Source organism: Pseudomonas sp. NFX1, from assembly GCF_051123555.1.
In the GTDB taxonomy this organism is placed as follows: Bacteria; Pseudomonadota; Gammaproteobacteria; order Pseudomonadales; family Pseudomonadaceae; genus Aquipseudomonas; species Aquipseudomonas capeferrum.
Genome location: NZ_CP169366.1, coordinates 2,592,293 through 2,605,012, shown reverse-complemented (window position 1 = coordinate 2,605,012; position 12,720 = coordinate 2,592,293). Strand labels below are relative to the sequence as shown.

14 protein-coding genes are annotated in these 12,720 nt (G+C 61.9%); 4 read left to right on the top strand and 10 right to left on the bottom strand.

Going from position 1 to position 12,720, the window contains the following annotated elements:
* Nucleotides 1-10 precede the first annotated feature (10 nt).
* Nucleotides 11-679 (bottom strand): RraA family protein, encoded by a 669-nt coding sequence (locus DJ563_RS11625; RefSeq protein ID WP_186663828.1) that lies wholly within the window; start codon nucleotides 677-679, stop codon nucleotides 11-13.
* Between the two features lie 112 nt (nucleotides 680-791).
* Here DJ563_RS11625 and DJ563_RS11620 point away from each other — a divergent pair, with 112 nt between their 5' ends.
* Nucleotides 792-1,691 carry a LysR family transcriptional regulator gene (locus tag DJ563_RS11620; RefSeq protein WP_186659873.1) on the top strand — a complete coding sequence of 300 codons (900 nt, stop codon included), beginning with the start codon at nucleotides 792-794 and terminating at the stop codon, nucleotides 1,689-1,691.
* Nucleotides 1,692-1,742: 51 nt separating this feature from the next.
* On the opposite strand, the gene DJ563_RS11615 is transcribed toward DJ563_RS11620, so the two are convergent.
* Genes DJ563_RS11615 through DJ563_RS11595 form a run of 5 tightly spaced genes read right to left on the bottom strand, consistent with a single transcriptional unit; the run spans nucleotide 1,743 to nucleotide 6,250 of the window.
* Nucleotides 1,743-2,543 carry an HpcH/HpaI aldolase family protein gene (locus tag DJ563_RS11615; RefSeq protein WP_434519567.1) on the bottom strand — a complete coding sequence of 267 codons (801 nt, stop codon included), beginning with the start codon at nucleotides 2,541-2,543 and terminating at the stop codon, nucleotides 1,743-1,745.
* A gap of 25 nt (nucleotides 2,544-2,568) precedes the next feature.
* On the bottom strand, nucleotides 2,569-3,372 hold the full coding sequence (locus DJ563_RS11610; RefSeq protein WP_033696876.1) for a carbon-nitrogen hydrolase family protein: 804 nt from the start codon (nucleotides 3,370-3,372) through the stop codon (nucleotides 2,569-2,571).
* Nucleotides 3,373-3,423: 51 nt separating this feature from the next.
* Entirely contained in the window at nucleotides 3,424-4,419 is a 996-nt protein-coding gene (locus DJ563_RS11605; RefSeq protein WP_033696877.1) for a TRAP transporter substrate-binding protein, read from the bottom strand.
* Nucleotides 4,420-4,448: 29 nt separating this feature from the next.
* Nucleotides 4,449-5,732: a TRAP transporter large permease subunit gene (locus tag DJ563_RS11600; protein WP_339467197.1), complete on the bottom strand. Its 1,284-nt coding sequence runs from the start codon at nucleotides 5,730-5,732 to the stop codon at nucleotides 4,449-4,451.
* The gene (locus tag DJ563_RS11595; RefSeq protein WP_274099202.1) at nucleotides 5,732-6,250 is read right to left on the bottom strand and encodes a TRAP transporter small permease; all 519 of its coding nucleotides are present in this window, start codon (nucleotides 6,248-6,250) and stop codon (nucleotides 5,732-5,734) included. The genes DJ563_RS11600 and DJ563_RS11595 overlap by 1 nt, the downstream gene beginning before the upstream one ends.
* A 341-nt stretch (nucleotides 6,251-6,591) precedes the next feature.
* Here DJ563_RS11595 and DJ563_RS11590 point away from each other — a divergent pair, with 341 nt between their 5' ends.
* A complete protein-coding gene (locus tag DJ563_RS11590) occupies nucleotides 6,592-7,161 on the top strand; it encodes an SPOR domain-containing protein (protein WP_186659864.1) in 570 nt (189 codons plus the stop codon).
* A 115-nt stretch (nucleotides 7,162-7,276) separates the two neighbouring features.
* A complete protein-coding gene (locus tag DJ563_RS11585) occupies nucleotides 7,277-7,702 on the top strand; it encodes a GTP pyrophosphokinase (RefSeq protein ID WP_274099203.1) in 426 nt (141 codons plus the stop codon).
* Nucleotides 7,703-7,705: 3 nt separating this feature from the next.
* Here the strand turns inward: DJ563_RS11585 and DJ563_RS11580 are convergent, their stop codons facing one another.
* A complete protein-coding gene (locus DJ563_RS11580) occupies nucleotides 7,706-8,398 on the bottom strand; it encodes an endonuclease (RefSeq protein ID WP_033696883.1) in 693 nt (230 codons plus the stop codon).
* A gap of 6 nt (nucleotides 8,399-8,404) precedes the next feature.
* A complete protein-coding gene (locus DJ563_RS11575; protein ID WP_033696884.1) occupies nucleotides 8,405-8,647 on the bottom strand; it encodes a DUF1654 domain-containing protein in 243 nt (80 codons plus the stop codon).
* 219 nt (nucleotides 8,648-8,866) lie between these two features.
* On the opposite strand from DJ563_RS11575, the gene DJ563_RS11570 reads away from it, so the two are divergent.
* Entirely contained in the window at nucleotides 8,867-10,990 is a 2,124-nt protein-coding gene (locus DJ563_RS11570; RefSeq protein ID WP_434519566.1) for a TonB-dependent receptor family protein, read from the top strand.
* Between the two features lie 59 nt (nucleotides 10,991-11,049).
* On the opposite strand, the gene DJ563_RS11565 is transcribed toward DJ563_RS11570, so the two are convergent.
* Both DJ563_RS11565 and DJ563_RS11560 read right to left on the bottom strand, forming a co-directional pair.
* Nucleotides 11,050-11,805: an SDR family NAD(P)-dependent oxidoreductase gene (locus DJ563_RS11565; protein WP_434519565.1), complete on the bottom strand. Its 756-nt coding sequence runs from the start codon at nucleotides 11,803-11,805 to the stop codon at nucleotides 11,050-11,052.
* Between the two features lie 115 nt (nucleotides 11,806-11,920).
* A complete protein-coding gene (locus tag DJ563_RS11560; protein WP_434519564.1) occupies nucleotides 11,921-12,682 on the bottom strand; it encodes a GntR family transcriptional regulator in 762 nt (253 codons plus the stop codon).
* Between the last annotated feature and the right edge of the window lie 38 nt (nucleotides 12,683-12,720).

Here is a 12,720-nt window from a genome sequence, read left to right as displayed (position 1 = left end):
CTGTTCACGATCAACGAGGGCGGCGTGCGGCCTCGATGGTGGTTCGCGAACCGACGATATCAGGGAATTTCTCACCCTTGGCCAGCCGCGCCAGCGTGTGCTTTTCGTTGTGCTGGAAGTCGATGGCACGCTGAGCCATTTCGATCACCTGGCCGGGGCGCAGAAACACCATGCCGTTTTCGTCTGCCACCACCGCATCGCCGGGGTGGACAATCACCCCGCCACATTGGATGGCGGTACAGAACTCGCCTTCCAGGCCCATCACGCGGGTGGTAATCGCGCTGGCACCGCGTGACCACACTGGCACACCATGCTCGCGTATTTCGCCCAGGTCGGTGACGTAGCCGTCGACGATGATCCCCGCCACGCCAGCCTGCTTGGCGGCGTAGGCCATGGCGCCGCCCAGGGCGGCGGTGATGCGTTCACCGCAGCGGTCCACTACCAGAAAGTCGCCTGGGCGCACGCAGCCCATGGCGTAATGCAGAATCCCGCCATCGTTGCCTGGCATCCTCACGGTCACCGCAGTACCCACGGCCCTGACATTCTGAAAGTGTGCCTTGATGTGCGGGTTGGCAATACCGTGGGTAATGAAGTGGCCGATGGTCGCCGGTTCGGCGTTGATCAAGACTTCAAGTTCAGCGGCGCTGATCGGGGCGGGCAGTGCTTCGATAATATACATAGGGTGTTGTTATTAGGCCGGATGCTTTTTCGAAGGGTTTCGGTCATCCTAACAAGCACGCTTAACGGTCGATAATAAAAATCCGTAAGCAGTAACCGGAGCAGTTTTTATCATGCGTATCACGCTGATGCAGATCGAGGCGTTCTACTGGACCGCCCGCCTCGGGGGCGTTCATGCCGCCTCCCGTCATCTTCACCTGACGCAACCTGCAGTGTCGGCGCGGATCAAGGAAATGGAATCGCTGCTCAGCGTCAAGTTGTTCGACCGCAGCAAGCAACGCATGAGCCTTACCGCAGATGGCCATACCGCTTTGCGCCACGCCGAACAGGTGCTCAACAACAGCACGCAACTCGAGCAGTTTGCCGCGCAGCAGAAAAAGCACCGGCGCTTGCGCCTGGGCGCGGACGAATGTTCGGCGATGGTCGGGCTGACGGCGGTAATCAGCGATATAAAGGCGCACTTCCCCGAGATCACCCTGGAGATATCCATCGATGTCGGTGCGGTGCTCAACCGCAAGCTGAACGACCACGAACTCGACATCGCGCTGCTGACCAACCCGGCCACGCGTGAGGATGTAACCGATGTATTCCTTGGGTGGATGACCTTCCAGTGGGTGGCGGCGCGGCACCTGGACGTGGCCCCGGGGCCTTTTCTGGCGCAGCAGGCCCGGCAATATTCGATTGTCACCCACAGTGCGCCCTCGACACTGTATTCAGTGGTGGACCGCTGGCTGAAGGAAAGTGGCTCGGTCAGCCATGCCTTTCATTCGAGCAACTCGCTGGCCTTTATTGCCAAGATGGTAGCGGCAGGGCATGCCATTGGTATTTTGCCGGTACCCTTGATTCGCGACCTGCTGGCTGTCGATTTGTTGAAGACATTACCGTGCGATCCGCCGATCCCGCCGGCCAAGTTCTGCCTGTCTTATTTGACCGAACGCCCGGATATGCAACTTGATACCTTGGTTTCGATTATCCGGGCGACCTTGGTCAAACAGAATTTTCTGGTCGATTGATCAAACCGGGTGTGCCCGGCCGCGGCGCAGGCGCCTTGGCCGGGCCGGCGTTCAGGCCAGTGCGCGTTTAACGGCCGAGATCTGTTGCCCGGCCTGGTTGAGCCAGGACAGGTCGCTGCCCATCAACAGCATTTCGCTGCCCATTTCGATGAGGCGCTGCGCGGTGGCCTGGTCTGCGGGGAAGCACGGCACCATGACCTGGATCGCGCGGGCATGGCACTTCTCGATCAGCAGCTCAAGGCGTTGCAGCACTTCGGGGTTGCCAAGGCGGTAGTCGACCGGCAAATGTCGCGACAATGAATAATCGGCAGGGCCGAAGTGCACGGCGTCGATGCCCTCCACGTCGAGTATTTCATCGATGTTGTCAAAGAACTCGTAACTTTCGGCCATCGGCACGATCACGCTGCGGGTATTTTCGGCCTGGGTGTAGGTGGCCCAGTCGAAGCCGGGCCCGGCGAACCCTGCCGAGCGCACCGAACTGTCACCGCCGCGGCGCCCCAGCGGGGGGAACTTGCTGTAGCGGATGATTTCGCGCATCTGCGCCGCCGTGTGGACCTGCGGCACGATCACGCCCGAAGCGCCCATCTCCAGCGCCTTGCGGATGTCCCACTCCAGCGTGCCACGCACCCGTACAAGGCAGGGGATGGCCGTGCTGTTGGCGGCCAGCAAGAGCTTCTCCATGTGGCTGTCGACACCCAGCGCAGTGTGCTCGGCATCGATGAAGACGAAGTCCAGTCCCCAGTTGCCGGCCACCTCTATGGGCATGCAGGCCGTACTGTAAATGTTCATGCCGAAGGTAGCACCGCGTGTCATGCGCGCCTTCAGCGTTGTGTGTGTGATGTTTGGGTTCATGATCAAGGTCTGCCTTGGGCTGATATCAGAGGCGATAGGTTTCGGGCAGGCGGTCGCGGAACGGGTGCACCTCGAACACGCCCGGGTCACGTATCAGCGACTTGTTGCGGGCCTTGGCCAGGTCGATTTCGACGCTGTACACACCGTCTTCCAGCCCTGCGCGTACCAAGGTCTTGCCGGAGGGTTCGATGATGTGGCTGGTGCCGATGAACTGCATGCCTTCATCCATGTCGTTGCGGTTGGGAGCGACGAAATAGACCATGTTCTCGGCCGCGCGCACGGTGCTGAAAATGTCTGGCAACATGCGCGCCTGCTCGGGCCAGGCGGCAGGCAGCACGACAATATCGGCGCCTTCGAGCGCCAGCGTGCGGACGACCTCCGGGAAACGGATTTCATAGCAGATGGCCAGGCCGATTCGGCCGATCTCGGTGTCGAACACCGGCGGCGCCCACTCGCTCGGGCGGTCGGTGAAACGGTCGCCGATCATGAACGGCAGATGGCGTTTGCGGTGCAGGCCGATGATGCCCTGTGCGCCGATCAGCGCGGCGGTGTTGTACACCGAGGCTTCATGCCGTTCGTAGAAACCGACCACGATCAGGATGCCGCTCTGCGCCGATACCTGCAGCAGCGGTGCCAAGGCATCGAGGGTAATGGCGCCGCGTTCGAGGTCTTCGCGGCTGTCGAAGGCGCCACCGGTAATCAGGCATTCGGCAAAGGCGATCAGGCGCGAGCCTTCAGCCGCAGTCTGACGTGCCAGTTCGGCAACCTTTTCCAGGGTGAGGGCCGGGTTGCCGGCCACGGGATGAATCTGGGCAACGGAGATTTTCATGCGGGTCCTTGTGGCAATTGAAGGGCGCCGCCACGGGCGGCGCGGGTAATGTCACTGCGCCTGGTAGCCCATGGCCTGGTAGACCTTGCTGACCAGTTCGGGGTTGATCTGGGCGGCGTACTTGTCGACCACGGGGCGGATCCTGGCCTGGATCCGCGCGACCTCTTCGGCTGGCATGTCGTTGACCTGCATGCCGTCGCTGCGCAGTTCGGCGATGGCCTTGCTGTCGGCCTCGCGGGAGATCCTGCGCTGCTCCAGGCGCACTTCCTGGGCCACCTCGGTCAGCAGTTGCTGCTCATCGCGGTTGAGGGTGTCCCAGAAGGTCTTGCTGATCAGCACAATCTGCGGGTTGTAGTTATGCCGGGTCAGGCTCAGGTACTTCTGGACCTCGTTGAAGCGCGAGGCCAGGATCAGCGCCGCCGGGTTTTCCTGGCCATCCACGGTGCCGGTCTCCAGTGCCGTGTGCACCTCGGTGAAAGGCAGAGGGGTGGGGTTGGCACCCAGCGCAGCCCACACGTCGAGGAACAGCGGCGATTGCTGCGCGCGGATCTTCAGGCCGGCAATGTCTTCAAGGCTTTGCACCGGGCGCGCATTGTTGGTCAGGTTGCGTACGCCCAGCTCCCAGAACGCCAGGCCGACCAGGTTCTTTTCGGGCAACTGGTCGGTGAGCATCTTGCCCACTTCGCCATCGAGCATGGCATCGACCTTGGCGGTGTCGGTGTACAGGAACGGGAAGTCGAGGATGCCGAAGTCGGTGACGTGGTTGATCATCAGCCCGGCGTTCCAGGTCATCATTTCAACCACGCCGCCTTGCAGCGACGACAGCACTTGCACGTCGCCACCCAGGACGCCATTGGGGAAGGTGCGTACCTTGATCTTGCCATCGCTGCGCTCTTGCACTTTCTTGGCGAACAGCTCCATGCCGATGGCCGGTGGTGTGCCCTTGGGGCTGGTGGCGGCGAATTTGATCACGCGCGGATTGTAATCGGCGGCCATGCTCAGGCTGCTGGAGAGCAACAGGGCGGCGATGACGGCGAGCTTCTTCATGGTGTGTGCCTTTTATTGTTGTAGGGGGATCAGTGGCCGAACCACTGAGCGGGGACGGTGACCAGTTCGGGGAAGATGACCAGCAGGAACAGCACGATGATTTCGGCGATCAGGAACGGGAACGTGCCCTTGAGCAGCGCCTCGTAGCGCATCCTGCCGATGCCGCACACGACGTTCAGCACCGTGCCCACGGGTGGGGTGATCAGGCCGATCGAGCAATTGATCATGAACAGCACGCCGAAATAGATCGGGTCGATGTTGGCGGCGGTCACTACCGGCACCAGGATGGGCGCAAGCAGCAGTATCGTCGGCGTCAAGTCCATGACCATGGAGATCACCAGGATCAACAGCATCAGCACCACGATCAGCAGGCGTGGGTTGTCCATCACTGGCTGGATCAGGTCGATGATCTGCCCCGGGATGTCGGCAATGGTGATCATCCAGGCGGGTATCGAGGCAGCGGCGACCAGGAACATCACGGCGGCGGTGGTCTTGCCGGCGCGCAGCAGCAGGTCATTGAGCGACTTGAGGCTGAGTTCGCGGTAGATCAACGACGACACCAGCAGGGCATAGACGCTGGCAACCGCACCGGCCTCGGTGGGGGTGACCACGCCAAAGCGCAGGCCTACCACGATGATGACCGGCAGCATCAATGCCCAGAAGCTGTCGACCAAGGCCTTGAGGCGCTCCTTGGCACTGGCCTTTGGGCTCAGCTCGACCTCGGTATTGCGCCGCGACATCAGCCACCAGGCCACGACCAGGGCGGTGGCGATCATCAGCCCCGGGGCGATGCCGGCAAGGAACAGCTTGGTGATCGACAGGCCGGAAGCCACCCCCAGCACGACGAAGCCGATACTGGGCGGGATGATCGAACCGAGTACCGAGACCGAGGCGATCAAGCCGCCGGAGCGGTCGCGGTTGTAGCCGGCGATGACCATCATCGGCAGCAGCAGCGCGGTCAGCGAGGCCGCGTCCGCCAGTGCCGAACCGGACAGGCTGGACAGCAGCACGCCGGCGATGATGGTGACGTAGCCGAGCCCGCCGCGCAGGTGGCCGACCAAGGTGATGGCCAGGTTGATGATGCGCTTGGACAAGCCACCGCTGTTCATGACCTCGCCAGCGATGATGAACAGCGGAATGGCCAGCAGGGGGAAGCTGCCTGCAGAGTTGATGATGTTCTGCGCGATGATCTGGCCATCGAACAGGCCCAGCAGCCACATCAAGGCAACGCCGCAGAGGATCAGGGCGTAGGCGATGGGGGCGCCGATCAGGATGGCGGCCATCAGCACGCCGACGAAGACAGACAGGGCCATTATTCGACTGCTCCGTGTTCGGCTGCCGAGGGTTCGGCCGGGGTGTGCGCGGGCAGGGTGCCCGTGAGGTTTCTGACCAGCTGGGTAAAGATCAGCAGGCCGCTGAGTATGCAAAAGACCAGGCCTGCACCATGGAACAAGGCCATGGAAATGCCTGTGGAGGGGGCGCCTACATGCAGGTTGATCACGGTCTGTTTCCAGCTGCCGTCAAGGAACAGCCAGGTCACGTAGAGCATCAGCACTTGAGTGAGCGCCAGCAGGCACCTGGCCACGCCGGGGGAGACTCGCCGTGTAACGATGTCCACGCCGATGTGGCCATGTTCGTGAAGCATCAGTTGTGCGCCGGCGAACACCAGCCAGACGAAGGCCAGGCGCGAAATCTCCTCGCTGAAGAACAGGCCCGAGTTGAAGCCGTAGCGCAGCACGACATTGGTGAAAATCAGGCAGGTGATGGCGACAAGGCACCCGATCACCAACGCCTTCAGAACCAGGAAGTAACTATCGATCAGTGTTTTCATGGCGCCTCCTGGAGCATCACTGCCCAGGGAGCGCCGAAAGCGCTTGGTGCGAGAACGCGGACAGGAACATCCACCTGTAGGTGTGAGCGGGGCATGGAGTCACCTTTTTATTATTGGACGTACGTCGTCGTACGACTGTGTGGATTGTTCTACGAAACGCCTGGTTTCTGCTGCCTCAAGTTTTTTATCAGGGGGATAAGAAATAGCGATCAGTGGGCTGGCGCCGCGCGTGCAAGGGACGGTCGTCGCAGCGTCGCGGTAGCAGGGTGTAACGTATGGTCGCGGTCCTTGCCCTGGGTCGGCATGCTAGACTCCGCCCCTTCGAATCTGGAGGTACACGCGTGCGCAAACTGGCTGTGGTAATGGCAGTGCTCGCCCTGGCGGGCTGTGAGAACGAGGTCGAAGGCGTGCACAAGCAGGTGGCCGAGCACCTGCACAACCCCAAGACGGCCAAGTTCGGCAACGTGCGGATCGACACGAATGGCACCCTCTGCGGCCAGGTCCGCGGCAAGGACGATGCCGGGCAGTACGAAGCCTACCGCAGCTATGTGGCGATCAAGCGTGATGGCCAGTATGAGATCATCGTTGACGACAGCGGCAACAACCTGCGCATCCGCGAACTGTGTGGCGGAGCCGACCTGCAGCGCCGCGCCGAGGCGCTTGCCGGTGAGCCTGCCCCTGAAGGCTGGGATGTCGAAGTGGTGCAGGGGGCGAACATGGGCGCATTGAGCGACATGACAGCGCGCCTGATCGAGAAGGGCATCCCCTCTTCTGTCGAATACCGCAACGGCAAGCCGGTCGTGCTGATGGGGCCGTTCCCCACCAAGGAAGAAGCCGAGGCGCGCAAGGCCGAGGTGATGGCCAAGCTGGGGACCGATTCGGTGGTGATCCAGCACGGCGCCCAGCGCTGAGGGCTTCCTAGTCTGCAACGCAGGCTGCAAGGGCTCTATTGCCGGCAGCCGACCTGTCATCTGCGACCAGTGCGGGCTATGCTTGCACTGGGAGAGCTGAACGGGGAGGGGCCTCATGTCTACACTAGAGCGGGCCATTGCCGTGGCAGCCAAAGCACATGAAGGGCAATACGACAAGGGTGGGGCGGCGTACATCCTCCACCCATTGCGCGTGATGATGCGGGTATCCACGCCCGAGCAGCGGATCGTCGCGGTGCTTCATGATGTGATCGAAGATACCCCGCTGACCCTGTCTGACCTGGCACGTGAAGGTTTTGCACTGAAAATTCTCGCCGCCTTGCTGGCGCTGAGCCGACGTGACGGCGAGGCCTATCAGGACTTCGTCATACGGCTGGGCGTCGATCCGCTGGCGCGTACCGTCAAACTGGCCGATCTGGCCGACAACAGCGACCTCTCGCGCATCGCCTGCCCAGGCCCTGCCGACCTGGCGCGGCTGGCCCGTTACCGGGAGGCCAGCGCCTACCTGCAGACACTGGCCTGACCCTCAGCCGCAGGCCTTGAGGTTCACCGGCCCGACGAATGCGTTACCACGCCCCATCACGCAGGCCACCTGCTGGTTGCGTTGCAGCTCCCAGGCCTGCGGTGGGTACGTCTTGTTCCAGGCTTCGAACAACTGGCGGTCCTGCTTCGACAGGCGCAGGTTGTACTGCTTGCTCATGTAGAAGTAGGTACGCGCGATCATGCCGCGGATCGAGGGGCGCGGCATGACCTTCTTGGCCTTGAAATCGACCTGGGTCAGGCAACTGCCGTACTGGCCCCGCTGTTCGGGCAGCCAACCGAAACTGAAGTTGCTGCGGTCGCCGTTGACCTCGCCAATGCTGGGCACCAGGTTGTGCAGGTCAGCCTCGGCGCGCTTGTACACTTCATCCTGTTGCGAGCATTGTTTGCGCCCTCCGGCCTGCCAGCACTGGCGCTGGTGCCCAATGTGCCAGGCCGGCACGATGTGCTCCCATTCGATGCGCGAAGCCCGTTGCGCATTCTTGCGCGGCGCATAACCGCAAGAGGCCAGGTCGACCTTGTTGCCTTTATATTTGCAGCCGCAATAAAACTCCGTCGACTGGGGCGCGTACAGCTTCCAGGCGACCTTCTTGGCCTCCTGGAAGGTGCGCGGGGCATCGGCTTGGGCGAGCGGGGTGGCCAACAGCAGGCAGGTTGCAGCGAAAAGCGAAACTCTCATGCGCGGTCAGTCTTCCTTGGGCACGGTCCAGAAAATCTGCACGCCACCGTCGTCGCGATGGGCGAGTGTGACGTTGTCGTTTTCGGCGATTTCCTCAAGCAGGGTTTCCCAGTCGTCCGGGGACTCCTGCTCCAGGCGGAAGATCAGCGCGGCGCGGTTGCGCTGGGCGGATTGGCTGTTGATGATCTTCTGGATACGGACACCCAGTTGTTCATAGCTGCTCGGCGTTGCTGAGGAGGTGCTGGCCACAGGCATTTCCTTGTTTTTGCTGTATGTGCATACAGTATTTCACTGTAAGTAAATTCGCAACTGCCTGTGAGGCGAAAGAGTGTGTGACTGAGGTGAAGGATTGATACCATTCAGCCCATCACCCCTCCGCCATCATTCGCGCGCGCTGTGCATGGCCACAGCAGCGACGCCTTGGGCGTGGCCCGCAACGGGTCAGGCGCAAGTTTCAGGAAGCTTCACATGTACCCACTCCCTTTGCATCGACCTGCCCACTTGCGCACAGGCCTGGCCCTGTTGCTGACCGGTAGCATGAGCCCCTTGAGCCATGCCGGCAGCGAGGTAACCGATGTGCTGATCACCGACCCTGTGGTGGTCACCGGCGCCTATGCGCCAACCGGTAGTTTCGACTTGCCTTTTTCGATCGATACCGTCGACCTTTCACAGGGCAACGACGGCCAGTTGGGCGTCAACCTGTCGGAAGTGCTGACCAAGGTGCCTGGCCTGGTGGTGCAGAACCGGCAGAACTACGCGCAAGACCTGCAGGTGTCTTCGCGGGGTTACGGCGCACGCTCGGCCTTCGGCATTCGTGGCCTGAAGCTGCTCAGCGACGGCATTCCGGCCAGTACCCCGGACGGGCAGGGGCAGGCGGCCTCGCTGAACCTGGATGTGGCCGACCGTATCGAAGTACTGCGTGGCCCGGCCGCGACCCTTTACGGGAGCAACGCCGGCGGCGTCATCCAGATGTTCAGCCGGGACGGGCAGGGGCCTGCCAGGGTCGGGGCCGAAACCACCTTCGGCAGCGACGGTTTCAACAAGAATCACCTGTCGGCCGAGGGCGGTAACGAGACGGCCGGCTTTGTGCTCGATGCCTCGCGCATGGACACCGACGGTTACCGTGACCACAGCGCTGCCCGCCGCGACCAGACCTTCGCCAAGGTGCACGTCAGGCCAGACGCCGATTCACGCCTGGCACTGATCTACAGCAGCCTTGAGCAAAACAACACGCAAGACCCGTTGGGGCAGACCTGGAGCGCTTACCAGCACGACCCGCGCTCCACCGCGACAGTGGCTGAAACCTACAACACCCGCAAAAGCATCGACCACCAGCAGTTGGGCATGAACTACGAGCGCTATTTTGGCGATGCCACGTTGCAGTTCAATCTCTATGCGGGGCAGCGCAGCGTTATTCAGTACCTGTCCATCCCCAAGACGGTGGCCTCCAACAGCCAGCGTGGCGGTGGGGTCGTCGACTTCGACCGTGAGTTCCACGGTGGCACCTTGCGCTGGATACAGCCGGTTACCGCCGCACCCGGCAACCTGACCGTCACGGTGGGCGCGGACTACGACCAGAGCAAGGATGACCGCCGCGGCTACCAGAATTTCAGCGGCGACACGCTAGGCGTCAAAGGCGAGTTACGCCGTGACGAGCAAGACACCGCCACCAGCCTGGACCCATACATCCAGGCGCATTGGGAAATCGGCGACTGGACCACCCAGCTCGGCGTGCGCCACAGCACCCTGCAAATGCGCGTCGATGACCACTACCTGGCCAATGGCGACGCCAGTGGCAAGAAGAAATATCAGCAGAACACGCCATCGCTGTCGGTGATGTACGCATTCACTGCCGACTTGCGTGGTTACGTGAGTGTCGGCAAGGGTTTCGAGACCCCGACCCAGGCCGAGATGGCTTACGCGCCCGGCCTGGTCGAAAGCTTCAATTTCGGGCTCAAGCCTGCCACCAGTACCCAGTATGAACTGGGCGTTAAATACCGGCTCGGTGAGCGCACCCGGATCAACGCAGCGGTCTACGAAATCCACACCGATGATGAAATCGTCGTGGACCGCTCCACCGAAGGCCGCACCAGCTATCGAAACGCTGGGCGAACCTTGCGCCGCGGTTTCGAGGCGAGCCTGCACAGTGACCTGAGCGATCAGTGGCAAACCACCGTGGTGTACACCCGCACCGATGCCCGCTATGCCGAAGATTTTGCCCAAGGCATGCAGACCATCGACAGCGGTAACCGGCTGCCTGGGGTACCGCTGAACAACCTGTATGGCGAGCTGGTATGGAAGCCTGCGACGTTCGTCAGCATGGGGGTGGAAGGGCAATACCGCAGCAAGGTGTATGTGGAGGACAGCAACAACGCCAAGCCGGCGCCTGCCTATGCCGTGTTCAACTGGCGAACGCGCTTTGAGCAGCACGTCGGGCCTTGGACGTTTCATCAGCTGATCCGCTTGGATAACCTGCTTGACCGGCAGTACGTGGGGTCGGTGATCGTCGGCGACAGCAACTCGCGTTATTACGAAGCAGCGCCTGGGCGCTCGTGGTATGCCGGGGCGGGGCTGGAGTATCAGTTCCGCTGATGGGGTGGTCTGTGCTGTGTTCGAGATGTTTGGGGCTGATTCGCAGCCCCAAGGTCTTCTCAAGCTACCGCTTGCGCACCCGTGATCTCGACCAGTGACCCGCACATGAACGCGGCCTCGTCCGAGGCCAGGAAGGCCACCAGCGCTGCGACCTCCTCGGGTTTGCCAATACGCCCGAACGGTACCATGCGGTCCAGGTCGGCAAGGGTTCGACCCGAACGCAGCACGCCGGCTTCAAGCATCGGCGTATGGATCTCCCCGGGGCAAACCGCATTGACCCGAATCTTGTGCGGCGCATAGTCGCGCGCCAGGTTTTGCGTAAACGAAGCCACCGCCGCCTTGGTGACGTTGTAGGCAATATGCCCGGGCGCGGGGTAGAGGCCCCATTGCGAGGCGGTGTTGACGATCGCGCCACCGCCCGCTTCGATCATGCCTGGCAGCACGGCCCGGCACAGGTGGAACATGGCGTCCAGGTTGATCGCAAAGCTGCTGTGCCAGTCCTCTTCGCTCAGTGCCAACAGGTTGCCGCGACGGTTGATGCCGGCGTTGTTCACCAACACATCAATGCGCCCGAACGTTGCTGCCACCTCCAGCACCAAGTCACGGCAGGCCTCACCCGAAGCGATGTCTGCGGCAATCGCTTTGGCTTTGCCCCCCGCCTGCTCGATGGCGTGGGCCACTGTCTGCGCCGCTTCGAGGTTGACGTCAGTCACCACCACCGTTGCGCCTTCGCTTGCCAGCCGGCCGGCAATGGCAGAGCCGATGCCGCCAGCGCCACCGGTCACCATCGCCACTTTGTTCATGAACCTGTGCATTCTCGACTCCTGAATTATTGTATGCAGAGCTGCATGCAATCTAGTAAGGGGGTGTGAGTGTGTCAACAGGGCTGAGCGGTCTCAGTCCTGGCAGTGTCAGCGGGGCTGATTAGCGTCAGGCGATGGACATGCGCGCTGTCAGGTTCTGTTGCAGGTAATCCAGGAACCGGCGCTGGAACAGCATCGTATGTTCATGAGCCGCAGCTTCTGCGGCATCGGCATCGCGGGCGGCAATGGCCTCGATCATTTCATCGTGGTCACGGCCAAGGCGGTGCGCTGTGGCAGAACTGACAACGTGGTCGAAGTGCAGGTGCAGCAACCGTTGGCCTTCACTCAACAGGCGTTCGTAGTAGTTGATGAAGTAGGGGTTGCGCCCGGCCTGCGCGATGGCCATATGGAACGCCTTGTTCAGTTCGGACATGGCCTGGAAGTCGCCGCTGGTCACGGCCTCTAGGTAAGCCGCGTCGGCCTTGCGGATGGCTTCCAGGTCTTCTGCCCGGTGCTGGGTGGCGGCCAGGCGGGTGACGGCGCGCTGGATCAGGTCCAGGGCAGAGATGTAGTTGGGAAACTCCTCGATCTCGAAAGGAGTGACCAAGGTGGTGCGGTTAGGCAGGATGACCACGAGGCCCTCGGTGATAAGCCGTGCAAGTGCGTCGCGTACCGGTGAGCGGGACAACCCGAACTGCGCGGCCAGCGAGACTTCGTCCAGTTGTACGCCCGGTTTCAGCTTGAGGGTCAGGATCTGCTTGCGCAGCTCCTCGTATATGTAGCGACCGCTATGGCGACGCGGGGCGCCTTCGGTTTCGGTGTCTTTGGCCATCATCAGGTCTCGGTTGGGCTCGCGGGTATCATACAGGCCGGTGTTTGTTGTTTTCATCTGCAGTGCACGGCGGGCCCCATCCCTGGCAAACCAGC

Bases quoted from the DNA above. Each gene is read 5' to 3' on its own strand.
- DJ563_RS11625 (WP_186663828.1), bottom strand. From the start codon at position 679: ATGTATATTATCGAAGCACTGCCCGCCCCGATCAGCGCCGCTGAACTT.
- DJ563_RS11620 (WP_186659873.1), top strand. From the start codon at position 792: ATGCGTATCACGCTGATGCAGATCGAGGCGTTCTACTGGACCGCCCGC.
- DJ563_RS11615 (WP_434519567.1), bottom strand. From the start codon at position 2,543: ATGAACCCAAACATCACACACACAACGCTGAAGGCGCGCATGACACGC.
- DJ563_RS11610 (WP_033696876.1), bottom strand. From the start codon at position 3,372: ATGAAAATCTCCGTTGCCCAGATTCATCCCGTGGCCGGCAACCCGGCC.
- DJ563_RS11605 (WP_033696877.1), bottom strand. From the start codon at position 4,419: ATGAAGAAGCTCGCCGTCATCGCCGCCCTGTTGCTCTCCAGCAGCCTG.
- DJ563_RS11600 (WP_339467197.1), bottom strand. From the start codon at position 5,732: ATGGCCCTGTCTGTCTTCGTCGGCGTGCTGATGGCCGCCATCCTGATC.
- DJ563_RS11595 (WP_274099202.1), bottom strand. From the start codon at position 6,250: ATGAAAACACTGATCGATAGTTACTTCCTGGTTCTGAAGGCGTTGGTG.
- DJ563_RS11585 (WP_274099203.1), top strand. From the start codon at position 7,277: ATGTCTACACTAGAGCGGGCCATTGCCGTGGCAGCCAAAGCACATGAA.
- DJ563_RS11580 (WP_033696883.1), bottom strand. From the start codon at position 8,398: ATGAGAGTTTCGCTTTTCGCTGCAACCTGCCTGCTGTTGGCCACCCCG.
- DJ563_RS11570 (WP_434519566.1), top strand. From the start codon at position 8,867: ATGTACCCACTCCCTTTGCATCGACCTGCCCACTTGCGCACAGGCCTG.
- DJ563_RS11565 (WP_434519565.1), bottom strand. From the start codon at position 11,805: ATGCACAGGTTCATGAACAAAGTGGCGATGGTGACCGGTGGCGCTGGC.
- DJ563_RS11560 (WP_434519564.1), bottom strand. From the start codon at position 12,682: ATGAAAACAACAAACACCGGCCTGTATGATACCCGCGAGCCCAACCGA.